The 21,128-nt window shown below is 61.2% G+C and carries 25 protein-coding genes; 16 read left to right on the forward strand and 9 right to left on the reverse strand.

Translation table 11 applies throughout. The features are described from left to right. Positions 1-24: 24 nt before the first annotated feature. From tolB to ybgC, 6 genes are all read right to left on the reverse strand, one after another. Positions 25-1,332 carry a Tol-Pal system beta propeller repeat protein TolB gene (gene tolB / locus HFO71_RS23175; RefSeq protein WP_077979580.1) on the reverse strand — a complete coding sequence of 436 codons (1,308 nt, stop codon included), beginning with the start codon at positions 1,330-1,332 and terminating at the stop codon, positions 25-27. A gap of 20 nt (positions 1,333-1,352) precedes the next feature. Further along, the gene (locus HFO71_RS23180) at positions 1,353-1,766 is read right to left on the reverse strand and encodes a TonB C-terminal domain-containing protein (RefSeq protein WP_077979579.1); all 414 of its coding nucleotides are present in this window, start codon (positions 1,764-1,766) and stop codon (positions 1,353-1,355) included. Then, positions 1,767-2,906 carry a hypothetical protein gene (locus tag HFO71_RS23185; protein ID WP_077979578.1) on the reverse strand — a complete coding sequence of 380 codons (1,140 nt, stop codon included), beginning with the start codon at positions 2,904-2,906 and terminating at the stop codon, positions 1,767-1,769. A gap of 8 nt (positions 2,907-2,914) precedes the next feature. Continuing rightward, positions 2,915-3,370, reverse strand: a complete 456-nt coding sequence (tolR, locus tag HFO71_RS23190; protein ID WP_003542730.1) for a protein TolR — start codon at positions 3,368-3,370, stop codon at positions 2,915-2,917. Between the two features lie 18 nt (positions 3,371-3,388). Continuing rightward, on the reverse strand, positions 3,389-4,108 hold the full coding sequence (gene tolQ, locus HFO71_RS23195; protein ID WP_003542733.1) for a protein TolQ: 720 nt from the start codon (positions 4,106-4,108) through the stop codon (positions 3,389-3,391). A 375-nt stretch (positions 4,109-4,483) separates the two neighbouring features. After that, positions 4,484-4,939 carry a tol-pal system-associated acyl-CoA thioesterase gene (gene ybgC, locus HFO71_RS23200; protein WP_077979577.1) on the reverse strand — a complete coding sequence of 152 codons (456 nt, stop codon included), beginning with the start codon at positions 4,937-4,939 and terminating at the stop codon, positions 4,484-4,486. Between the two features lie 119 nt (positions 4,940-5,058). On the opposite strand from ybgC, the gene HFO71_RS23205 reads away from it, so the two are divergent. The 7 genes from HFO71_RS23205 (at position 5,059) to HFO71_RS23235 (ending at position 11,343) form a co-directional block, all read left to right on the forward strand. After that, positions 5,059-6,279, forward strand: coding sequence for an NAD-dependent epimerase/dehydratase family protein (locus HFO71_RS23205; protein WP_077979576.1), 1,221 nt, complete (start codon positions 5,059-5,061; stop codon positions 6,277-6,279). 10 nt (positions 6,280-6,289) lie between these two features. Next, the gene (locus HFO71_RS23210; RefSeq protein ID WP_221968380.1) at positions 6,290-7,126 is read left to right on the forward strand and encodes a glycosyltransferase; all 837 of its coding nucleotides are present in this window, start codon (positions 6,290-6,292) and stop codon (positions 7,124-7,126) included. Next, positions 7,123-8,040 carry an NAD-dependent epimerase/dehydratase family protein gene (locus HFO71_RS23215; RefSeq protein WP_077979574.1) on the forward strand — a complete coding sequence of 306 codons (918 nt, stop codon included), beginning with the start codon at positions 7,123-7,125 and terminating at the stop codon, positions 8,038-8,040. Before HFO71_RS23210 ends, HFO71_RS23215 begins: the two co-directional genes overlap by 4 nt. Before the next feature lie 59 nt (positions 8,041-8,099). Further along, positions 8,100-8,795, forward strand: coding sequence for a hypothetical protein (locus HFO71_RS23220; protein ID WP_221988431.1), 696 nt, complete (start codon positions 8,100-8,102; stop codon positions 8,793-8,795). A gap of 117 nt (positions 8,796-8,912) precedes the next feature. Next, entirely contained in the window at positions 8,913-9,500 is a 588-nt protein-coding gene (locus HFO71_RS23225) for a 5-formyltetrahydrofolate cyclo-ligase (RefSeq protein ID WP_131665505.1), read from the forward strand. A gap of 3 nt (positions 9,501-9,503) precedes the next feature. Then, positions 9,504-10,328 carry a TIGR00282 family metallophosphoesterase gene (locus tag HFO71_RS23230; RefSeq protein WP_020051528.1) on the forward strand — a complete coding sequence of 275 codons (825 nt, stop codon included), beginning with the start codon at positions 9,504-9,506 and terminating at the stop codon, positions 10,326-10,328. 169 nt (positions 10,329-10,497) lie between these two features. After that, on the forward strand, positions 10,498-11,343 hold the full coding sequence (locus HFO71_RS23235) for an MBL fold metallo-hydrolase (RefSeq protein ID WP_077979571.1): 846 nt from the start codon (positions 10,498-10,500) through the stop codon (positions 11,341-11,343). Positions 11,344-11,439: 96 nt separating this feature from the next. Here HFO71_RS23235 and HFO71_RS23240 read toward each other — a convergent pair whose 3' ends face one another. Next, positions 11,440-11,943, reverse strand: a complete 504-nt coding sequence (locus tag HFO71_RS23240) for a pyridoxamine 5'-phosphate oxidase family protein (protein WP_012758860.1) — start codon at positions 11,941-11,943, stop codon at positions 11,440-11,442. A 141-nt stretch (positions 11,944-12,084) separates the two neighbouring features. On the opposite strand from HFO71_RS23240, the gene HFO71_RS23245 reads away from it, so the two are divergent. Next, positions 12,085-12,831, forward strand: a complete 747-nt coding sequence (locus HFO71_RS23245; RefSeq protein WP_077979570.1) for a YebC/PmpR family DNA-binding transcriptional regulator — start codon at positions 12,085-12,087, stop codon at positions 12,829-12,831. Between the two features lie 94 nt (positions 12,832-12,925). On the opposite strand, the gene HFO71_RS23250 is transcribed toward HFO71_RS23245, so the two are convergent. Together HFO71_RS23250 and HFO71_RS23255 are read right to left on the reverse strand one after the other, a co-directional pair. Further along, on the reverse strand, positions 12,926-13,927 hold the full coding sequence (locus tag HFO71_RS23250; protein ID WP_221968378.1) for an LLM class flavin-dependent oxidoreductase: 1,002 nt from the start codon (positions 13,925-13,927) through the stop codon (positions 12,926-12,928). A 125-nt stretch (positions 13,928-14,052) separates the two neighbouring features. Beyond that, positions 14,053-16,368, reverse strand: coding sequence for a methyl-accepting chemotaxis protein (locus HFO71_RS23255; protein ID WP_221968375.1), 2,316 nt, complete (start codon positions 16,366-16,368; stop codon positions 14,053-14,055). Between the two features lie 243 nt (positions 16,369-16,611). Between HFO71_RS23255 and ruvC the strand changes: the two genes are divergently transcribed. Genes ruvC through HFO71_RS23295 form a run of 8 tightly spaced genes read left to right on the forward strand, consistent with a single transcriptional unit; the run spans position 16,612 to position 21,122 of the window. Continuing rightward, positions 16,612-17,121: a crossover junction endodeoxyribonuclease RuvC gene (gene ruvC, locus HFO71_RS23260; RefSeq protein WP_168284248.1), complete on the forward strand. Its 510-nt coding sequence runs from the start codon at positions 16,612-16,614 to the stop codon at positions 17,119-17,121. A gap of 58 nt (positions 17,122-17,179) precedes the next feature. Then, the gene (locus tag HFO71_RS23265; RefSeq protein ID WP_131665509.1) at positions 17,180-17,431 is read left to right on the forward strand and encodes an AbrB/MazE/SpoVT family DNA-binding domain-containing protein; all 252 of its coding nucleotides are present in this window, start codon (positions 17,180-17,182) and stop codon (positions 17,429-17,431) included. Next, the gene (locus HFO71_RS23270; RefSeq protein ID WP_131665510.1) at positions 17,431-17,844 is read left to right on the forward strand and encodes a type II toxin-antitoxin system VapC family toxin; all 414 of its coding nucleotides are present in this window, start codon (positions 17,431-17,433) and stop codon (positions 17,842-17,844) included. Before HFO71_RS23265 ends, HFO71_RS23270 begins: the two co-directional genes overlap by 1 nt. Before the next feature lie 13 nt (positions 17,845-17,857). Further along, positions 17,858-18,472, forward strand: a complete 615-nt coding sequence (gene ruvA / locus HFO71_RS23275) for a Holliday junction branch migration protein RuvA (protein WP_168284250.1) — start codon at positions 17,858-17,860, stop codon at positions 18,470-18,472. Positions 18,473-18,526: 54 nt separating this feature from the next. Next, positions 18,527-18,787, forward strand: coding sequence for an AbrB/MazE/SpoVT family DNA-binding domain-containing protein (locus HFO71_RS23280; RefSeq protein ID WP_017968119.1), 261 nt, complete (start codon positions 18,527-18,529; stop codon positions 18,785-18,787). Beyond that, positions 18,784-19,182, forward strand: coding sequence for a PIN domain-containing protein (locus HFO71_RS23285; protein ID WP_221988432.1), 399 nt, complete (start codon positions 18,784-18,786; stop codon positions 19,180-19,182). Before HFO71_RS23280 ends, HFO71_RS23285 begins: the two co-directional genes overlap by 4 nt. Further along, positions 19,179-20,219 (forward strand): Holliday junction branch migration DNA helicase RuvB, encoded by a 1,041-nt coding sequence (ruvB, locus tag HFO71_RS23290; RefSeq protein ID WP_017968121.1) that lies wholly within the window; start codon positions 19,179-19,181, stop codon positions 20,217-20,219. Before HFO71_RS23285 ends, ruvB begins: the two co-directional genes overlap by 4 nt. Continuing rightward, positions 20,220-21,122, forward strand: a complete 903-nt coding sequence (locus tag HFO71_RS23295; protein WP_131665512.1) for a metallophosphoesterase — start codon at positions 20,220-20,222, stop codon at positions 21,120-21,122. It begins immediately after the preceding gene. Positions 21,123-21,128 lie beyond the last annotated feature (6 nt).

Below are 21,128 nucleotides of genomic sequence, written 5' to 3' on the forward strand. Positions count from 1 at the left end.
GACAAGAAGGCAGCAGCGCATCGCCTACTCCATAAGCGGCGACCAAGCCGGGTCGGAGCCGTAGGTCGGCGTCTTCACGAGCTGCTCGTTGTAACCGGTCAGATCGATCGAATAGAGCTGCGGACCGCCCGACCCCGCAGCTTGGCGGAAGAACATCAGCACGCGGCCGTTCGGCGCCCAGGTCGGGCCCTCATTGTGGAAGCCGGTCGTCAGGATGCGCTCGCCGGAACCATCCGGCTTCATCACGCCGATCGAGAACTTGCCGCCGGCCTGTTTGGTGAAGGCGATGAGATCGCCACGCGGCGACCAGACCGGCGTCGAATAGGAGCCGTCGCCGAAGGAAATACGGGTCTGGCCCGAGCCATCGGCGTTCATCACGTAGATCTGCGGCTTTCCGCCGCGGTCGCTTTCGAAGCTGACGCGTGCGCCGTCAGGCGAATAGGAGGGCGACGTGTCGATCGCCGCCGTCGAGGTCAACCGGGTCGTCGTGCGCGAACGCAGGTCCATCGTATAGATGTTGGAATTGGCATCCTGCTGCAGGCTCATGATCACCTTCTGACCATCAGGCGAAAAGCGCGGCGAGAATGTCATTCCCGGGAAGTTGCCGACGACCTCGCGCTGCCCGGTTTCTAGCTGCAGCAGATAGACCCGCGGCTGCTGGTTGGCAAAGGACATGTAGGTGACTTCCTGCCGGCTCGGCGAGAAGCGCGGCGTCAGCACGAGATCGCTGCCATCGGTCAGCATCCGCACGTTGAAGCCATCCTGATCCATGATCGCCAGCTGACGCTTGCGCTGCTGTTTGGTGCCGGATTCGGAGACGAAGACGACGCGGGTGTCGAAATAGCCTTCCTCACCGGTGATCTGCTTGTAGATCGCATCGGCGATGATGTGGGCAACACGCCGCCAGTTCTCCGGCTGGGTATAGAACTGCTGGCCGGTCATCTGCTGTCCGGCGAACGGGTCCCAGAGGCGAAACTCGGCGCGAAGGCGGCCATCCGCTTCCTTGGTAACCCGGCCGGTGACCAGCGCCTGTGCATTGATGACCTTCCAGTCCTCGAACCGCGGCGCGGCATCAGGATTGGAGATCTTTTCAATAAAGGCTGTCTTGTTGATCGGGGCAAACAGGCCGGAACGCTGCAGGTCGGCGGCGATGACTTGCGAGACCTGCGCGCCTATGTCGCCCTGGAAGTCAGTCACCGCAATCGGCATCGGCTGGACATTGCCTTTTCGGATGTCGAGGGTGACCAGCGCGTTGGCCGGCGTTGCAAAGACGGCAGTGGTCATCAGACCGACTGCAACCAAAATGGCGCGGAAAAAGGAACACTTTGTCATACCAAACAGCCTTTCAGCATCTATGGAGTCGGATCGCCGGATTCAAAGTGCAGGACGACTTCGTTCCAGGATTCGTATTTTTCTTTCGGGAGCATCGGGAATGGCGACGAGCGCTGTACCGCCCGGAGAGCCGCAGCCGACAGGCTTTCTCGAGCAGCTTCGTTGCCGCCCGAGGCTGTTACCTCGGGTGAACCAACGATCGCCCCATTCTTGTCGAGCCGCAGATGGACGGTGATCAAAACTCTGCCGCCCCTTGCCTGCCCCGGAGGAACATCGAAGGAGGAAGCAATTGCGTGCTGTAAATCCATGGCTGACTTCTTGGAGGTCGCCGCGTCGACCGATTGTGCCAACGCCTCAGGCGCACAAGCCAGAATCGCTCCAAGCATGATGGCGGCTGCAAAAGGCTTGTTGCCATGGGACAGATCCGTCAGCATCTAGATTCCCATGGAACTCGGATCGAAATTCAGGTCGAACTCATTCCAAGCCTCATACTTGTCCTTAGGAAGCATCGAGAAGGGGGCGGACTTCATGACAGCTCTATAGGCCCCGCCTTCCAACGCACGGCGTGTGGCATCGCTGCTACTGCCGCCCGATGACTCGACTTCTGGCTGACCAATAATATTGCCATCCTTGTCGAGTTTCATATGCACCTTAATGACCATGCCGGAAAGGCCTTCCATCCCCGGGGTGACAAGCCAATTGCCCTCAATCAAGCCGCGCACCGCATCTTCTTCGCTCTGGCTGAGCTTGGAACCACCGTTGCTCTTCTTCGCACCAAGCGACGCTTCCTGCGTCGAGCGCTTGGCGCCGCCGGCGGAAGGATCGGTCTTGTTCAGCAAGATCGAAATCTCGTCAGCATTGAAGTCGCTCTTCATCGACGAAGCGGATTTCGCCGTTTCCTGCTTCTTGTCCGCCTTCTTTTTGTCGGTCGGCACGTCGGCGGTCTTCGGCTGGTCCGGGGTCTTTTCCGGTGGCTTTTCGGCGGGCTTCTGCGGTTCCGGCGGTTTCACCTGCGGCTTGGCGACAGGCGTCGGCACATTGTCCGGCAGCGCCTCGGCGTCCGGCTTCGGCGGCTCCTCGGGCTTGGCCTGCTCTTCCGGCGGCTTTTCCTCAGGCTTCGGCGGCGTTACTTCGACCGGCTTCGGCGGCGGAATGGAGGCGACCTGCTTCGGCTGCTCGACTTCCGTTTCCTCCTTGATGATGTCCTTGACATCATTCGGGACAGGATCGGTCTTCGGCATCGGCTTTTCGCTCGAATTCGCCGCGGCAGCTTCGCTATTGCTGGGCTTGGCGTTCGGGACCGGCGGCGTCTTCAAGTCGACATTGTTGTCGCCGGCATTCTCGGCCGGCTGTGCGATTGGCGGCCGCGTCGTCGGCACGGGCGCGGAAGTCTCCTTCTTCGGAGCCTTCTTGTCGCCTTGCTGCATCTGAGTAATGGACTCCACCGGCACGAGATCGACCGGCATCGCCTCGAAATCCTCTACCTTGAAGGATTCCGGAGCGCCGAGCGACACCATCGCCCAGGTAAGCACCAGGCCGTGCAAAACAGCAGATGTGATGACACTGGCCTTCATTTTGAGCGCTATTGGTCCTTCTTCTGCTGCGTCACGAGGCCGATATTCTTGAAGCCTGCGCCCTGGATACGGGCCATGACGTCGGCGATGACGCCATAAGGCGCTGTCGCGTCGCCGCGCACGAAGATGCGTTCGTTATAGCCGGTCGTGGCGATCGCCTCGAGCTTGGCGGCGATCTCCGCTGCCGGGATCGGTGTTTCCTGCAGGAACACCTCGCCGTCATTCTTGACGGAAATGGTGATCGGCTGCGTCTCGGAATTCAGTGCCTTGGCCTGCGTTTCCGGCAGGTCGATCGGCACGCCGACAGTCATCATCGGTGCCGCGACCATGAAGATGATCAAAAGCACCAGCATGACGTCGACAAGCGGCGTCACGTTGATTTCGGAAATCACGGCCCTGTTCCGACCGCCGCGACGGCGGCGTCCGCCGCCCCCGCCGCCATTGCCTCCAACAGCCATACCCATGTCAGAATACTCCGTTGCTTACTGAGCGGCAGCGCGCGGCTGCAGTTTCTCGTCGATCTGGCGCGAAAGTATGGCGGAGAATTCATCCGCGAAACCTTCCATGCGGCCCGAGAGCTTGCCGGCATCGGCAGAGAACTTGTTGTAGGCGATAACCGCGGGGATAGCGGCGACGAGGCCGATCGCGGTGGCAAGCAGCGCTTCGGCGATACCGGGCGCAACCACCGCAAGGTTGGTCGACTTCGAACCGGCAATCGCCTGGAACGAGGTCATGATGCCGACGACCGTGCCGAACAGACCGATGAACGGACCGGCCGAGCCGATGGTCGCGAGCGATCCAAGGCGGGCGCCGAGAAATTCGGTCTCACGGGCGAGCGTCACGTCCATCGCGCGATCGATACGCATCTGCAGGCCGATCGGCGAGCGGGCGCCGCGTTCGAAGGATTTCTTCCATTCGCGCATGGCGGCCACGAAGATTGCCGCGAGCCCTGTATTGTTGCGCTCCGACAGCGAGCGGTAGAGTTCTTCCAGCGACTGGCCCGACCAGAACACCTGTTCGAACTTGTCGAACTGGCGCCGTGCGCGGCCATAGGCCAGGTATTTGTCGATGACGATCGCCCACGTCCACACCGAGGCCGCGATGAGCCCGAGCATGACGAGCTTGACGACGATGCCGGCCTGCATGAAAAGCGACCAGAGGCTGACGTCCGTCGTTGCTGCTGCCAATCCTACTTGTTCCATTGGTCCAAAATCCCCGAATCCAAACGCCCGGTGCTGGACCGGGCGGCACAAACTGATCTCGCAAGAAGTGTCCGGCGGCCGCCGCCCAAAGCCCTGGTCAAACTTCCAAGCTCATCTTCCGCCTTCTTGCCGTCAAATTTGGTCAAAGGAAGGCGTGCACCGCACAAACCCCGACTTTCCCAGTAAGACACTATTATGGTTAATAGATCGTTAGTGCCGGACTGTGACAGTAAGCCTGTGTTTGGAAGATTTCGTTCCATGGATTACTTGACCGGAGCAAGGTCCGGCTGCCGAAAGAGCGCTCATCCTGCGGCGCGGGAATTCCTTCACATAAAACTCAAGTTCTGACAAGACCTGAATTTCAAGCGATTCTCACTACAACGGCGTGCTGCCCTCCAGGAATTTCACCGCCAGTGTTTCCGGCAGCCGCCTCGGCCGCCCCCGGGCGTTGATGACGGCGATGATCACTTTGGCGGCGATCAGCAGCGTCTCGCCTGAGCTGATCTGCTGATTGAGCACCATCTTGGCGCCGCCGGCTTTTTCCGTATGCGTCAGGATCGTCAGCACATCGTCCATGCGCGCCGGGCTCTTGAAGTCGATCTCCATGCGGTGAACGACGAAAACCAGCCCCTCCTCGTCGGCGCTGACGAGTTCGCGCTGCTCGACGCCGAGGCAGCGCAGATAATCGGTGCGGCCGCGCTCCAGGAAATGCAGGTAGCGGGCGTGATAGACCAGGCCGGAGAAGTCCGTATCTTCATAATAGACCCGCTGGACAAGGCGGTGTCCGGCCTCCGTCAGCTCTCCCGAAATGGAAAAAGGGCGTTCCGTCATAATTTTCTCCAAACTGAGGTGCCCTGTTTGGCGCAACGCTTCCAGACAGGCAAGCATTGAATGATTGTCACAATTCCTAACTATTCCCGATAATGAGCGACCAATCAGGAGACGATGCGATGAAGATTGCGGTTATGGGCGGAGACGGTTTCATTGGTTGGCCAACGTCGCTGCATCTCTCCGATGCCGGTCACGACATCCATATCCTCGACAATCTCTCGCGCCGCTGGATCGACACGGAACTCGGCGTGCAGTCGCTGACGCCGATGGATTCGATCCAGGAGCGCACCCGCATCTGGCATGCCGAAACCGGACGCCGCATCCACTTCAATCTGATCGATCTCGCCAAGGATTACGAACTCCTGAAGAACTGGCTTTCCGAACATCGCCCGGATGCCGTCATCCATTTCGCCGAACAGCGGGCCGCGCCCTATTCGATGAAGAGCGACCGCCACAAGAACTACACGGTCAACAACAACGTCAGCGCCACGCACAACCTGCTGAACGCACTGACGGAACTCAATCTCGATGCCCATCTCATCCATCTCGGCACCATGGGCGTCTACGGCTATTCGACGGTCGGGGCGGCGATCCCAGAGGGTTACCTGCCGGTCGGCATCGAGACTGCAGGCGGCGAGACGGTCAGCCAGGAGATCCTCTACCCCTCCAATCCCGGCTCGATCTATCACATGACCAAGTGCCTGGATCAGCTTCTCTTCCAGTTCTACGCGCGGAATGACGGCCTAAGGATCACCGATCTGCACCAGGGCATCGTCTGGGGCACGCATACCGAGCAGACGCGCCGCCACGCGCAGCTGATCAACCGTTTCGACTATGACGGCGATTATGGCACGGTACTGAACCGCTTCCTCATCCAGGCGGCGATCGGCTATCCGCTGACGGTGCACGGCACCGGCGGCCAGACCCGCGCCTTCATCCACATCCAGGATTCGGTGCGCTGCATCGAGCTGGCACTGAAAAACCCGCCGGCCCGCGGCGCCCGCGTCGAGATCTTCAACCAGATGACCGAAACCCACCGGGTGCGCGACCTCGCCGAGATGATCGCCAGGATGAGCGGCACCAAGATTGCCTGGCTGCCCAACCCGCGCAAGGAAGCCGCCGAGAACGAGCTGATCGTCCGGAACGAAAAATTCCGCGATCTCGGCCTCGAACCGATCACGCTGGAAGCCGGCCTGCTCGGCGAGATCGTCGACGTCGCGAAGAAATTCGCCTATCGCGTCGACCGCGCGCGAGTGCCGGCCGTCTCCGCCTGGACCAAGGACATCGCCGCGACGATCAACCACGATCCGGAAGGCAAGCGGCTGAAGTCGGTTTCATGAGTCCTGCAATATGACGAGCGCCAGCGGCACACCAGCCCGTTTCGCCTATGTCACACTCGTCACCAATGTCGACTACGCCATGGGCGCGACCGCGCTTGCCCGCTCCCTGCGACGAACCGAGACTGGGGCTGAGATTGTCATTCTCCACACCGGCGGCGTCGATGCTGCCGCCCTTTTGCCCCTGAAAGCGCTCGAATGTCGCCTGATCGAGGTCGAGCACCTGCCGCTCTCTGCGGCCTTCAACGAGCGCCACGCCCGCGGTCAGCTCCATTCGACAGCTCCTTTCACCAAGGGCCGCAAGCCGGATTTCCATTCGCCGCTCGACAATTTCTGCAAGCTCAGGCTCTGGCAGCTCGTCGAATACCAGCGCTGCGTCTTCATCGACGCCGATGCCCTCGTGCTGAAGAACGTCGACAGGCTCTTCCTCTATCCGGAATTTTCCGCCGCCCCGAATGTCTACGAAAACCTCGCCGACTTCCGCCGGATGAATTCCGGCGTCTTTGTCGCCACGCCTTCGCATGACACGTTCCGGCACATGCTCGAAAGGCTCGACAGGCCGAACCCTTTCTGGCGGCGCACCGATCAGACCTTTCTCGAGACATTCTTCCCGGATTGGCACGGCCTGCCGGTTTATTTCAACATGCTGCAATATGTATGGTTCACCATGCCGGAGCTTTGGGACTGGAAGAGCATTTCGATCCTGCACTACCAGTATGAAAAACCGTGGGAAAAGGATCATCCCAAGGCAGCGCGACTACAACCTTTGATCGATCTGTGGCACCGTTTCCACGATGGCGGCGACGTGCCTGAGATCACGGCGCTGGACAATCCGGAAGGGGCAGCATGAAGGTACTGGTATCGGGTGGAACGGGTCTCGTCGGCCGGTATGTCGTCGAGGAACTGCTGGCCGCCGGATATCAGGTGATCGTCGGCGGGCGCCGCGCGCCACTGCCCCGCCTCTTCTCCCGCTCGGTCGAGTTCGCAGCGCTTTCGCTCGATCCCGACAAGGATCAGATCGATGTCTTCGATGATGCCTATTTCTTCGTCCACGCCGCTTTCAGTCATGTTCCGGGCAAATATCGCGGCGGCGAAGGCGACGATCCGAAGACCTTCCACAGGTTGAACCTCGACGGCACCGTCCGGCTTTTCGAAGCCGCCAAACGCGCTGGCACGCGCCGTTGCGTCTTCCTGTCCAGCCGCGCCGCCTACGGCGAACATCCCGAGGCAACCGAACTGACGGAGACGATGCTGGCCAAGCCCGAAACACTCTACGGCCAGGTCAAGCTCGATGCCGAGCGCACGCTTGCCCATCTCTCCACGCCGGGCTTTGCCGGCGTAAGCCTGAGGGCGACCGGCGTCTATGGCGATCTCGCGCCGAACAAATGGGACGGCCTCATCGCCGATTACCTCGCCGGCCGGCCGGTTGCTGCCCGCCTGGGAACGGAAGTTCACGGCCGCGACCTCGGTCGGGCGGTACGGCTGATGCTGGAGACGGAAAGTACCCGTATCTCCGGCGAGGTCTTCAACGTCTCGGACCTGTCAGTCGACACGCGCGATATCCTTTCATCCATCCGCCGCGAGACGGGCTGTCGGCACGCGTTACCGGCCCCTGTCGATAACGTCGCGATCAATCCCATGAGCACTGCGAAAATCCGCGCGCTCGGCTGGGCGCCCGGCGGAGCCCCTCTGTTCGAGGAGACGATGCAGCGGCTGGCCGCTGCGCTTCCCGGATCCCCAAGACACAGGTCCACGCAAGTCTGACGCTGCAGAATGCGCCCGAATCGCAATCGGGGCCTGAATTAAAAATCGGGGAATTGTTCATGCAGATCGCAACCACGTCTGCCTCCATCATCTTGCGCGGCGCGTCTTCGACGGCAGCCATGTCAGCCGCTGGAAACGAGACTGATCAAGGCGTGCTGAAGCTTCAGCGCGCCACCCAGGCGCTGCAGCAGATGTGCCAGACCTTGGCGAACTCGGGAGACGAGGCCAAGGCGAAGGCGCAACGCAGGCTCGACGAGGCAAAACAGCAGTTGGAGATGCTCCGCAGCTCCAACATGGCTCCTGAGGTGGTCGCCCGGCTGGCCGCCGAACTGGCGCGCAAGGTCGGCACCGCCGCCTCCGAATTCGCATCATCGGTCGCGACCGGCAGCCCGGCAACGGCTGTTCCAATGGATGCAACCACGGGCGCTGCGGCCGTCGCAACGAGCGCGGCCGCTGCTGCGCTGACGGATACTTCAGGAGAAACTGCGGCCGGCGAGACCGGCTCGCAGGAACCGGACGCCGCCGCCAACGCCCGCAAAGCCTATGCGAGCGTCGCCGAGGATGCCCCGAAATTCTCAGGAATCTCGGCCGATGATCGCGAAACGATGGAAGAGTTCAAGGCGGTGGTGCGCGAACTCAAGCAAGTACTCGAAAAGGCGATGCGCGAGTTGCGGCAGCAGGACCGGCAGGCCGGGGCCAATATGGCAGGCTTCTCCATCGCCACGGCGACAATACCGACAAGCATCGTCGTCTGACCATCGCTGCCGCCGGCGGCCGAGGCGTGAAACGAGCGTGATACCGTCGCATCCGGCATTTGCATCGGACATTCAGCCGTCTATGCTCGGTCAAATCTCTCAGAACCGGCAGATCGAATGACCGCGAAAGAATTGAAAGCGCAGCTGCGCGACGAACGGCTGTCCGCACGCGACGCCATCCCCGCCGAGAAACGCGCCTCCAAAAGCCTCGCAATGGCCGACCATGCCGGCGAGGCCGTCGGTTTTGCGCTGGATACGATCGTCTCCGGCTTCCTGCCGATCCGTTCGGAAGCCGATCTCAGGCCGCTGATGGCGCGCTTTGCCGTGCGCGGTGCGCGGCTCTGCGTGCCGGCGATCCTCGATCGGCAAACCATCGTTTTTCGCGAGCTGGCGGACGGTGCGCCCCTCGTCGATACCGGTTTCGGCACGGTCGGCCCCAGCGCGGATGCCGCCATTCTTGATCCCGAAATCATGTTGGTGCCGCTTTCGGCCTTCGATGCCCGCGGCCACCGCATCGGCTACGGCGCCGGCCACTACGACCGCGCCATCAGCCGGCTAAGGCAAAAAGGCCTGCATCCGAAGCTGATCGGCATTGCATTCGACTGCCAGGAAGTGGCACATGTGCCCGACGAGCCGCATGATATAAGCCTGGATGCCATCCTGACAGAAAGCGGCCTTCGCTTTTTTGCCTCTTGGATTGGATAAGGAATGCGGCTGCTTTTTCTGGGTGACATGGTCGGCAAGACGGGACGCACGGCGGTGTGGGACCGCCTCCCCGGCCTGATTTCCGACCTCAAGCTCGATTTCGTCATCGTCAACGGCGAGAATGCCGCCGGCGGCTTCGGCATCACCGAGGACATCTTTCTGGAAACGATCAATGCCGGCGCCGACGTGGTGACGACAGGCAATCACGTCTGGGACCAGAAGGAAGCCGTCGCTTTTGCCGGCCGCCACGATCAATTCCTGCGGCCAGCCAACTATCCGCAAGGCACGCCCGGCCGCGGCTCCGGCCTCTTCTATGCCAGGAACGGCGCGCGCGTGCTCGTCGCCAACGTCATGGGCCGGGTCTTCATGCATCCGGAACTCGACGACCCCTTCAAATCGGCGGAGGTCATCCTCGATGCCTGCCCGCTGAAGGAACAGGCCGATGCGATCATCTTCGATTTCCATGCCGAGGCGACCAGCGAAAAACAGTGTTTCGGACATTTCGTCGACGGCCGCGCCAGCTTCGTCGTCGGCACCCACACACATGTGCCGACCGCCGACGCACAGATCCTGAACGGCGGCACCGCCTACATGTCGGATGCCGGCATGTGCGGCGACTATGACTCCTCCCTCGGCATGGACAAGGAGGAGCCGCTCAATCGTTTCATCTCCAAGATGCCGAAGGGCCGCATGGAAGCCGCAAACGGCCCCGCGACGATCTGCGGCGTCGGCGTGGAAATCTCGGATACGACGGGCCTTGCCGAAAAGATCGCGCCACTCCGGCTCGGACCCCGGCTGGCCGAAACGGTGCCGGAATTCTGGCGGTAACAGGCGGCGCGCGACCGTCCAACACGCAATTGTGAGCATCCTCGGTCTGGACCCCTGCGGCCTCATGCCGCATCCTCCCCGCCACTCGCGCATAACCCCGAAAATCGGGATCGATTTTCGGAAAGGATTATGCGCCGATTGAAGGGTGATAGAGCGCCGGAGGGGTGGCATGAAGCCGCGATATCTTGTCCTCGCTATCGCATGCCTTGCGGCCTTCGCCGCGCCGAATCTCGCCGGGGCACAAGAGCAGCGGCCGCCGGTCAGCCAGTGCCAGGCGATCGCGCAAACCATCCCCAAAGTGACCTTCGCAAGCTTTTCCGGCACCCCGCCGCTGGTGCCTGCCGTCTCCGAGGGCGAGGACGTCAAACTCACCTTCCTCGGCCACTCCACCTTCGCGATCGAGACCCCGGGCGGCATCGTCATCGCGACAGACTATAATGGCTGGTACAGGCCGGCGACGATGCCCGACGTCGTGACCATGAACAAGGCCCACTCGACCCACTTCACCTTGGCGCCCGATCCGGGCATCAAGCACGTACTGCACGGGTGGAGCGATGTTCCGGACGAGAAGGCCAATGTGAATCTGGTCGTCGGCGATGCCTATATCCGCAACGTCACGACGGATATCCGCTTCAGCTATGGCCTCGGCGGCTCGCACGAGAACGGCAATTCCATCTTCATCTTCGAGATCGCCGGCCTGTGCATCGGCCATCTCGGCCACCTGCATTACGAACTGACGGATACCCATTATACCGAGATCGGCCGCCTCGACGTCGTCATGGTCCCCGTCGATGGCGGCCTAACCATGGGCGCCGACAGCATGAGCCGCGTCATCAAGCGGCTACGCTCGTCGCTGATCCTACCGATGCACCGGCGCGGCCCGCCGGTCGAAGCCTTCGTCTCGATGTTCGGCAAGGATTTCGACGTCGCCAATGCGCCCGATGACAGCATCATCGTCTCGATGCGTACGCTGCCGAAAAAGCCGCTGATCTATGTGTTGAAGGGCGTGCAGTAAAAAGGCCCCGCGGTTTTCCTACTTTACAGCGCCGCGCGTCTTTTTAGACGCGCAAAGGACGCTGTAGCACTTTGAATTATGCAGGAGCACTGCGCGTCAGGCGAACTGCAGATGGCGCTTGATGCCGACATCCGGCATCTTGTCGTCGTCGAGATTGGCCTTGGCGATCTCCCAGCCGAATTTCAGCTTGTTGCCCGTGGAAACCCAGATCTCGGCATCGTCGACATGGAGGGACAGCATAGTGAGCTTGGGGTCCTTCTTGCCGCCGTCATACCAGGCCGCGACGATCGAGCTCCAATATTCCTCGATCTTGGAGGGGTCAGGATGCACCTCGATCACACCGGCGAGGCAGGCGTGATAGTCGTGATCCTTGCCGATAACGCAGAAATGCGCGCGGCTGCCGGGCTTGATGGCACGCACGATGTCGGCATCGGTCTTGGTGTAGAACCAGATTGTGTTGGTGGTGGGATCGGCATGCGGCGCCATCGGCTGCATGTGCATGTCCAGTCCGGAAATTCCGAGCATGCCGGCATGAACATCGTTGACCTGATCCCAGAGCTGACGTGCTGGATGTTCCTGCGCCTCACTGAGACTTGCCATGACCGTTCCTTTCCGTTGGATGGAGTTCGGTTGAAACGTCATCCCCTCACCTTTGTTCCGAACTGCTTTTTCCTTGAACGGGTGCCGTTTCGCTCTTATAAGGCGGCCCATTCCGAACAATGAGACGTGAACAGGGGTGCCATGGCTGGCCATTCACAGTTTAAAAACATCATGCACCGCAAAGGCCGTCAGGATGCCGTGCGGTCGAAAATGTTCTCCAAGCTTGCGCGCGAAATCACCGTTGCCGCAAAGGCCGGCCTGCCCGACCCGACGATGAACGCCCGCCTTCGCCTGGCGATCCAGAACGCCAAGGCCCAGTCCATGCCGAAGGACAATATCGACCGCGCCATCAAGAAGGCAGCCGGTGCCGACGGCGAAAATTATGATGAAGTCCGCTATGAAGGTTATGGCCCCGGCGGCACGGCGATCATCGTCGAAGCCCTGACCGACAACCGCAACCGCACCGCCTCCAACGTCCGCTCGAGCTTCACCAAGGCCGGCGGCGCTCTCGGCGAAACCGGCTCCGTTTCCTTCTCCTTCGACCATGTCGGCGAAATCACTTACAAGCTTTCCGTCGGCGATGGCGACAAGGTGATGGAAGCCGCGATCGAAGCCGGCGCCGACGACGTCGAGACCGACGAAGACGGCCACTACATCACCTGCGCCTTCGAAGCCCTCGGCGAAGTGGCAAAAGCGCTGGAATCGAACCTCGGCGAAGCCGAAACCGTCAAGGCCGTCTGGCGTGCCCAGAACAACGTGCCGGTAGACGAGGAAAAAGCCCAGTCGCTGCTGAAACTCATCGACAGCCTGGAAGACGATGACGACGTGCAGAACGTCTATTCCAACTTCGAGGTCTCGGAAGAAGTGCTGGCGAAGCTCTCGGCCTGATCTCCTCAGGCAGGTATCAAATAAAAACCCGGCACAACGCCGGGTTTTTATTTGCCGGAAAGATGGCGCCGTCAGAGTGCGCCTTGCGTAGATCCTAAGCGGCGGCTCGCATGAAATTTCCCAGCCCCGCGAATAGTTCCACCGATGTCAGCCGCGCCTCGATGTCGTGGATCGGCATCGAGATGATCACCTCGTCGGCCTGCGTTTCCTGTAGAAACTCCGTCAGTTTCGCCTCCGCCGTCTTCGGCGAGCCGACCACGGCATAACGCAGTGTGTGTTCGACATTCATCTTCTCCATCGGCGACCAGAAGTCCGCCATATCGGCCACCGGACGCGGGAACCGGCCGCGGACATTGCGGCGCAGATTGACGAACTGCTGCTCTGCAGAAGTGAAATGGTAGCGAGCCTCCTCATCTGTCGCCGCCACCGCACCCATCACGCCAACCATCACATGGGGCTTGTCGAGCGTCGCCGAGGGCTGGAAGCGGTCGCGGTAGATCGCGATCGCATCGAGCAGCATGTCGGGCGCGAAGTGCGAAGCGAAGGCATAGGGAAGCCCCAGCATGCCGGCAAGCTGGGCACTGTAGAGGCTGGAGCCGAGCAGCCAGATCGGGATATGTGAGCCATTGCCGGGAACCGCGAGGATCGCCTGGTTCTCGACCGGCGTATCGAGAAGTTGCTGCAGTTCCACCACGTCGTTCGGGAAGCTGTTTGCGCCGGCCTCGAGGTTGCGCCGTAGCGCCTGTGCCGTACGCATGTCCGTTCCCGGTGCGCGCCCGAGGCCGAGATCGATACGGCCGGGGAAGAGCGCCTCCAGCGTGCCGAACTGCTCGGCGATAACAAGCGGCGAATGATTAGGCAGCATGATGCCGCCGGAGCCGATGCGGATGCGCTTGGTCGCAGCGCCGACATGGCCGATGACGACTGATGTGGCAGCGCTGGCGATCCCCGGCATGCCGTGATGTTCGGCAAGCCAGAAGCGCTTGTAACCGAATTCCTCGGCCTTCACAGCCATCCGCGCCGAGCCATCGAGGGATTGGCGCACGCTGCTGCCTTCGGCAACGGGGGAAAGGTCGAGTATGGAGAAGGGAACCATGGGAAACCTGCCGGGCAGTTGAACGATGCCGTCTATGTAGGTTCGCGCCCGCACCATTCCAAACCATGGACGCAAACAAAAAGGCCGCGCGAGCGCGACCCTTCTGCAAGGTCAGAAACGATCGTTTACCGGTGACGGCGCAGCACATGCACCTCGGCGCTCGGCTGGTGGTGGCCGGGCGGCAGCGTGAAATTGCCGAGCTGGCGGTCCATTTCCAGGACTTCCGACGCCAGCCGGTGGATCGCCGCCGTCGTCTCTTCGACCATCGAGGCGTTCTGCTGCGTCATCGCGTCGAGTTCGGCAACGGCGTTATTGATCTCGCGCAGCGTATTGGCCTCCTCGCGGGTCGCACTCATGATCTCGTTGATCTGCCCGTTGATCGCCTCGACATGGGCGCCGATGCCCATCAGGGCAACGCCCGCTTTTTCCACAAGCGTAACGCCGCTTTCGACCTCATGCGTCGATTTCTGCAGCAGGCTGGAAATCTCCTTGGCCGCACTCGACGAACGCTGGGCCAGCTCGCGCACTTCCATGGCGACGACGGCAAAGCCCTTGCCGGATTCGCCGGCGCGCGCCGCCTCGACACCGGCATTGAGCGCCAGGAGGTTGGTCTGGAAGGCGATGTCGTCGATGACGGAGATGATCGTGTTGATCTGGCGCGAAGAGGCCTGGATTGCCTCCATCGCCGCGATCGTCTCGTGCATGATCTGGCCTGAGCCGGTCGTCTCCTTCTTGGCGTCGCGGGCGATGCGCTCGGCCTGCTCGGCTCGCTCGATCTGCCGGCGGACCGACTGTGTGATGGCGCTGATCGCATTCGCCGTCTCGGTGATCGAGCCGGCCTGGCGCTCGGTTCGCCCGGCAAGTTCGTCGGCGCCGGTGCGCATCTCCTCTGAGCCGGCGCGCACCGCCATCGAGTTGCCGCCGATGGCCGTCATGGTTTCGCTGAGCGTTGCCAGCGCCTCGTTGAAATTGACGCGCAGGCTTTCGAGCTCGTTCGGGAAACGGGTATCGATCTGATAGGCGAGATCGCCGCTCGCCAGATGATGCAGGCCCTCGTCAATCGCCTCGACCACCTGCTGCAGCGTCTTGGCCTCGGCCTCGCGCTCGGCCAGATTCTGCTGGCGATCCTGCTCGGCCTGCAGGCGCGTCTCTTCGCTGGCGGCTTCGAGCTCGCGGCTTTCGATCAGCGAGTGGCGGAAGCGGTCCAGCGCATTGGCCATCGTGCCGATCTCGTCCTTGCGGTTCAGGCTGCCGATCTCGCTGTCGAGCTTGCCGTCGGCGACATCGCGGGTGACACCGGCAAGCCGCGCAAGCGGCGAAAACAGCAAATTGGTAACGAGCCCGGTTGTGATCGCCATGACAACGAGCACGCCGATGCCGATCATCGTCAGCAGGGTGGCGATCTCGATCGAGCCGGCATTGAGCTCGCTCAGGAGCACACTCTCGACCACGAGGAAGCGGTCGCCGCGATAGTCGATGCCGCGGACATAGGCACGAGCCGCACCATCCGCCCGGTCGAAATCGGCAACCGTCATCGCCGAACTGGCAAGCGCATCCTTGATGAAGGTGAAGGGCGTAACATCGAGCGTCGCGAGCTTGCCGCTTCCGTCGAGCCCGACGGCGGAGCCATCGCCGGAGACGATCGCCGCCCGCGCCGTGCTGCCCTGAACGATGCCCTTGGCGAGGATGCCGGTGACGATGTCGTCGCGCACCTTGAAGAGAATGATGCCCTTGGCCGCCCCAAGCTTGACGATCGGCACGGCATAGAAGATCGCCGACTTGCCGCTGCCGGCATCGACGCGAAGGCCGGAAAAGCCTGTCGGCGCGGCGTCATCGGTCGCCTTGGCGGTATTCTCGATCGCCTTGGCGAAAGCGATGCCGGCGCCGGTCGCCTTCCAGGCGTCCGACTTCAGATTTTCGGCGAAATCGTCTTCCTTCTTATAGGAATAGAGCACGGTGCCCTCGAGATCGACGATCAGCAGATCGCTGAAGGCGGTACCATCGAGGTCGCGGGCGACTTCGCCCTGCGTCTTCTCATGGCTCGAATAATAAAAGCCGCTCGGCCCTTCCGGCTTGATGAGCTTCTCGCGCTGGTCGGCGGGGTTGGGATTGCCCGCTATGAAAACCTTCTTCAGCTCGGCCCGGGCGTCGCCCGCGGTCTTCTCGATGGTCTTCCAGCCGCTCTTCAGATTGGTGATCGACATCTGCAGCGCCTCGATGCGCGCGATGGAATTGGCCTGGTTTTCAAGCTGGGTCAGCTGGTCCTGCAGCATGTCGCCGCGAAAGATCAGCACACTTTCCTTGGCCTTCAGCGCCTGCTCGTCGGAAATGCGGCTGCTGGCGAAATAGGCAAGCACATCGATGACCGCGATCGACAGCACGGTCAGCAGAATGAATGTGGCGATGACCTTAAAGGACAGGGATTGGAATCTCCGAGCCATGTACGACGAACCCCTTCTGAACGCGCCTGCCAAGCGCGGGCACGCACCGCAGCCTGATCAACTGGCCTATAAACAGAACATCGGGGCTTAAATCCTCGCGAAAAGAAGCCCCTCTCGTATTCGATGACCAGAATTCAGGCATCTGTTTTAATTCGCGGTAAATGGCAGGGCCGAAATCCGGGAATGTTTTTGTTTTGTTCACATATCAATGGCAGTTATTTCGCAATGGCTATAGGTTGAACCATGCAAAATACGATTCGCATCGTCGGTATCGATCCCGGGCTTCGCCGCACCGGCTGGGGAATCATCGAGACATCAGGCAATTCCCTGCGGTTTGTGGCATCCGGAACCGTGACCTCCGATGGAGACATGGACCTTGCCTCCCGCCTTTGCCAATTGCATGACGGCCTGGCGGAGATCGTCCACAGCTATAAGCCGGATGAGGCGGCCGTCGAACAGACCTTCGTCAACAAGGATGCGGTGGCGACCCTGAAGCTTGGTCAGGCCCGCGGCATTGCCATGCTGGTACCGGCGCGCGCCGGGCTGCCGGTCTCCGAATATGCGCCGAACGCCGTGAAGAAGGCCGTCATCGGCGTCGGCCATGGCGAAAAGCAACAGATCCACCTGATGTTGAAGATCCTGATGCCGAAGGTCGAATTCAAGGGCAACGACGCCGCCGACGCCTTGGCGATCGCCATCTGCCATGCGCATAATCGCGGCAGCAACCGAATGCGGCAGGCATTGGCCGGATAGCTTGTTCTTGACTTGTTCCATTGGTAAGGATAATTCTTACTGTGAAGGAGCAACAAAGATGCGAGTTACGTCCAAAGGGCAGGTCACCATTCCTCGTGATCTCAGGGAACTTGTCGGCATCGAGGCCAATAGCGAGGTCATTTTCTCGATAGAGGGCGGCAAGCTCGTTCTCTCGCCGAAGAACAGCAAGCAGGAGATCGAGGATCGCGGCCGCCTGGATCGTTTCATACAGACGATCCGTCGTCTCGAGGGCACTGGCGATCAGGAGATCGATGCCGAAGACCTTATGTCGATGACCCGTGATCGCTGATGGCCACACTTGTCGATACGAACATACTTGTCGATCTGGCCGTGGTCGGTTCGGACTGGCACGGTTGGTCGCGGCGAAGGATGCTTGACGTCTTCAAAGACGGTCCTGTCCTCATAAACCCGGTCATCTATTCCGAATTTTCCGTTCGGTACGACGACGTGGACGAAGTCGATCGACTGCTGCCGCAGGATGAATTCCGCCGCGAGAATCTGCCTTGGCCGGCTGCATTCGCCGCTGCTGCGGCCTTCCGGCTTTACCGTCGCGCCGGTGGTGGGCGCGAACGGATACTGCCCGATTTCTTCATCGGCGCGCATGCGGCGATAAGGGGCTACAGAATTTTGACCCGCGATCCCAGCGGATACCGCTCCTATTTCCCCTCCGTTGACCTTATAACCCCCGAAACGCATCCCTGAGAGACGGCGACCCATGATCGGCAAGCTGAAAGGCACCATAGACGAGATCGGCGAAGACTATGTGCTCGTCGACGTGCACGGCGTTTGCTACGTCGCCCATTGCTCGGCCCGCACCCTGTCCAAGCTCGGCTCGGCCGGCGAGGCCTGCGTGCTCTACATCGAGACCTATGTGCGCGAGGACCAGTTGAAGCTCTTCGGCTTCATGACGGCGCTGGAGCGGGAATGGTTCAACCTGCTCCAGAGCGTCCAGGGCGTCGGCGCCAAGGTGGCGCTCGCCGTGCTCTCGACGCTGACGCCAGGCGAACTTGCCAATGCGATCGCCCTGCAGGACCGCGCCGCCGTCTCGCGTGCGCCAGGCGTCGGTCCCAAAGTGGCGATGCGCCTCGTCACCGAGCTCAAGAACCGGGCGCCGGCCTTTGCCGGGGAAGCGATCAATATCGCCCTCAAGCAGGAACTCGGCGAAGGGGTCGCGGCCGCGCCTGTCGCCGATGCGGTTTCCGCGCTGACCAACCTCGGCTATTCCCGCGACCAGGCGGCGAACGCGATTGCCGCGGCAATGAAGACGGCAGGCGACGGCGCCGATAGCGCCAAGCTGATCAGGCTGGGATTAAAGGAACTGGCGCGTTGATCTCCTTGAATATATCGAAATTCCTTACTAAACTCGAATGGTAAGGAGATCCGCATGAATATCTACTACGGTACGATGACATCGAAGGGCCAGACAACAATCCCGGCTGAAGTTCGTGAATTGCTGAATCTGAAGTCCGGAGACAGGATCCGCTACATCAACCGCGATGGCGAAATCATCATGAAAGCCAAGAACAAACGCGCCATCGACCTTGCAGGCAAGTTTCACGATCCGAACCGACCGACGATCACTTTGACGCAAATGGACGAGGCGATTGGGGAAGCCATCGCCGATCACGTGACTAGTGCAAGATGATTGGCCTCGACACCAATATTATGCTGCGCTTCCTCCTGAAGGACGATCTCGTCCAGACGGAGAAGGTCACAACGCTCTTCGCGAGCCTGTCCGATACGGCACCCGGCTATATCAGTTGCATCACGCTGATGGAATGCGCGTGGTTCTTGAGACAACGAATCAAGCTGAAGAGAGAACAGATCATGGAGGCGATTTCGGACTTGTTGGACTCGGCCGACCTGATCCTTGAAGATGAAAGAGTAGTCGAGGAGACGCTCGCAATCATGGTGCGGACGAATGCAGAATTCGCAGATGTCTTCATCGCCCTTCGTAATCGTGATGCGGGCTGCGTGACAACCAGGACATTTGATGCCCAAGCCGCAAAAACCATACCTGGAATGGAACTTTTGACATGAGCGAATCCGCCCGCCTGATATCGCCGGAAAAGCGGGGCGAAGACCTTGATATCACGTTGCGCCCGCAATCGCTGGACGAGTTCACCGGCCAGGCGGAGGCGCGCGCCAATCTCAAGGTCTTCATCGAGGCGGCGAAAAACCGCGGCGAAGCGCTGGACCATGTGCTCTTCGTCGGGCCGCCCGGCCTCGGCAAGACGACGCTGGCGCAGATCATGGCCAAAGAGCTCGGCGTCAACTTTCGCTCGACGTCGGGCCCGGTTATCGCCAAGGCCGGCGATCTCGCTGCCCTGCTCACCAATCTCGAGGAGCGTGATGTGCTCTTCATCGACGAAATCCATCGCCTCAATCCGGCCGTCGAGGAAATCCTCTATCCGGCCATGGAAGATTTCCAGCTCGACCTGATCATCGGGGAAGGCCCTGCCGCTCGCTCGGTGAAGATCGACCTGTCAAAATTTACGCTGGTGGCGGCCACCACCCGCCTCGGCCTGTTGACGACGCCGCTACGCGACCGTTTCGGCATTCCGGTGCGCCTGAGCTTCTACACCGTCGAGGAGCTGGAACTGATCGTGCGCCGTGGCGCGCGGCTGATGAACCTGCCGATCACCGAGGAGGGCGCCCGCGAAATCGCAAGACGCGCCCGCGGCACCCCGCGCATCGCCGGCCGGCTGCTGCGGCGCGTGCGCGACTTCGCCGAGGTGGCAAGAGCGGAAGCCGTCACCCGCGAGATCGCCGACGAGGCGCTGACCCGCCTGCTGGTCGACAATGTCGGCTTCGACCAGCTCGACAAACGTTACCTCAACATGATTGCCGTCAATTTCGGCGGCGGCCCGGTCGGCATCGAAACCATCGCCGCCGGCCTTTCGGAGCCGCGCGACGCGATTGAAGATATCATCGAGCCCTACATGATCCAACAGGGTTTCATCCAGCGCACGCCACGCGGCCGTGTTCTGACCGCAATCGCGTGGAAACATCTGGGAATGCAACCGCCCAAGGATATGGAGGCTGCGCAGTTCCGGCTGTTCCAGGAGGACAACTGAGTGATCACCCGCCGCGGATTTTTCAAGGTTCTGGGCGGCGGTGTCGCAGGCGTCATGTCGCTCGGTGGTTATGCCTTCGCCTATGAACCGCTCGCGCGGCTCGCCATCACCCGCTATCGGCTGACGCCGCCCGGATGGACGCCAGGGCTCAAGCTGCGCGTCGTTGCGCTCGCCGATCTCCATGCCTGTGAACCCTGGATGTCGGCAAGCCGCATTGCCGCGATCTGCCACAGGGCGAATGAACTCGAAGGCGACGTCACCGTCCTGCTCGGCGATTACGCCGCCGGCATGAACATGGTGACGCAGTACGTGCATTCGAGCCAATGGTCGAAGGCGCTCGCCACCTTGCAGGCCCCTCTCGGCGTCCATGCAGTCATGGGCAACCATGATTGGTGGGAAGATAGGACCGCCCAGAAGAACGGCGGGATGGAAACATTCGGACATCGGGCTCTCGCCGACGTCGGCATCCCGGTCTATGGCAACCGCGCCGTTCGGCTCGAAAAGGATGGCCGCGGCTTCTGGCTGGCAGGCCTCGAAGATCAGCTGGCGCTGCTGCCCGGCAGGAAATGGCGTCGCACGCAGATGCGCGGCCTCGACGATCTCGAGGGAACGATGGCTCAGGTTACAGACGATGCGCCCGTCATTCTGCTCGCTCATGAGCCCGATATCTTTCCACGCGTGCCCGAGCGTGTCTCGCTGACGCTATCGGGCCACACCCATGGCGGACAGATCCGCCTCCTCGGCCGTTCGCCGATCGTCCCCTCGCGTTACGGCAACCGCTATGCCTATGGCCATATGATCGAGGAGGGGCGTAATATCATCGTTTCCGGCGGCCTCGGCTGCTCCATCGCACCGGTGCGCTTCGGCGTGCCGCCGGAAATTGTCGTCATCGATCTTGGATAAGAATGG

The organism is Rhizobium laguerreae, assembly GCF_019778565.1.
GTDB classification, from domain to species: domain Bacteria; phylum Pseudomonadota; class Alphaproteobacteria; order Rhizobiales; family Rhizobiaceae; genus Rhizobium; species Rhizobium laguerreae.

Bases quoted from the DNA above. Each gene is read 5' to 3' on its own strand.
- HFO71_RS23280 (WP_017968119.1), top strand. From the start codon at position 18,527: ATGAATATCTACTACGGTACGATGACATCGAAGGGCCAGACAACAATC.
- HFO71_RS23265 (WP_131665509.1), top strand. From the start codon at position 17,180: ATGCGAGTTACGTCCAAAGGGCAGGTCACCATTCCTCGTGATCTCAGG.
- HFO71_RS23235 (WP_077979571.1), top strand. From the start codon at position 10,498: ATGAAGCCGCGATATCTTGTCCTCGCTATCGCATGCCTTGCGGCCTTC.
- tolB (WP_077979580.1), bottom strand. From the start codon at position 1,332: ATGACAAAGTGTTCCTTTTTCCGCGCCATTTTGGTTGCAGTCGGTCTG.
- HFO71_RS23255 (WP_221968375.1), bottom strand. From the start codon at position 16,368: ATGGCTCGGAGATTCCAATCCCTGTCCTTTAAGGTCATCGCCACATTC.
- ybgC (WP_077979577.1), bottom strand. From the start codon at position 4,939: ATGACGGAACGCCCTTTTTCCATTTCGGGAGAGCTGACGGAGGCCGGA.
- HFO71_RS23270 (WP_131665510.1), top strand. From the start codon at position 17,431: ATGGCCACACTTGTCGATACGAACATACTTGTCGATCTGGCCGTGGTC.
- HFO71_RS23185 (WP_077979578.1), bottom strand. From the start codon at position 2,906: ATGAAGGCCAGTGTCATCACATCTGCTGTTTTGCACGGCCTGGTGCTT.
- HFO71_RS23225 (WP_131665505.1), top strand. From the start codon at position 8,913: ATGACCGCGAAAGAATTGAAAGCGCAGCTGCGCGACGAACGGCTGTCC.
- tolQ (WP_003542733.1), bottom strand. From the start codon at position 4,108: ATGGAACAAGTAGGATTGGCAGCAGCAACGACGGACGTCAGCCTCTGG.
- HFO71_RS23285 (WP_221988432.1), top strand. From the start codon at position 18,784: ATGATTGGCCTCGACACCAATATTATGCTGCGCTTCCTCCTGAAGGAC.
- HFO71_RS23210 (WP_221968380.1), top strand. From the start codon at position 6,290: ATGACGAGCGCCAGCGGCACACCAGCCCGTTTCGCCTATGTCACACTC.
- ruvC (WP_168284248.1), top strand. From the start codon at position 16,612: ATGCAAAATACGATTCGCATCGTCGGTATCGATCCCGGGCTTCGCCGC.
- tolR (WP_003542730.1), bottom strand. From the start codon at position 3,370: ATGGGTATGGCTGTTGGAGGCAATGGCGGCGGGGGCGGCGGACGCCGC.
- ruvB (WP_017968121.1), top strand. From the start codon at position 19,179: ATGAGCGAATCCGCCCGCCTGATATCGCCGGAAAAGCGGGGCGAAGAC.
- HFO71_RS23205 (WP_077979576.1), top strand. From the start codon at position 5,059: ATGAAGATTGCGGTTATGGGCGGAGACGGTTTCATTGGTTGGCCAACG.
- ruvA (WP_168284250.1), top strand. From the start codon at position 17,858: ATGATCGGCAAGCTGAAAGGCACCATAGACGAGATCGGCGAAGACTAT.
- HFO71_RS23220 (WP_221988431.1), top strand. From the start codon at position 8,100: ATGCAGATCGCAACCACGTCTGCCTCCATCATCTTGCGCGGCGCGTCT.
- HFO71_RS23230 (WP_020051528.1), top strand. From the start codon at position 9,504: ATGCGGCTGCTTTTTCTGGGTGACATGGTCGGCAAGACGGGACGCACG.
- HFO71_RS23250 (WP_221968378.1), bottom strand. From the start codon at position 13,927: ATGGTTCCCTTCTCCATACTCGACCTTTCCCCCGTTGCCGAAGGCAGC.
- HFO71_RS23180 (WP_077979579.1), bottom strand. From the start codon at position 1,766: ATGCTGACGGATCTGTCCCATGGCAACAAGCCTTTTGCAGCCGCCATC.
- HFO71_RS23245 (WP_077979570.1), top strand. From the start codon at position 12,085: ATGGCTGGCCATTCACAGTTTAAAAACATCATGCACCGCAAAGGCCGT.
- HFO71_RS23215 (WP_077979574.1), top strand. From the start codon at position 7,123: ATGAAGGTACTGGTATCGGGTGGAACGGGTCTCGTCGGCCGGTATGTC.
- HFO71_RS23240 (WP_012758860.1), bottom strand. From the start codon at position 11,943: ATGGCAAGTCTCAGTGAGGCGCAGGAACATCCAGCACGTCAGCTCTGG.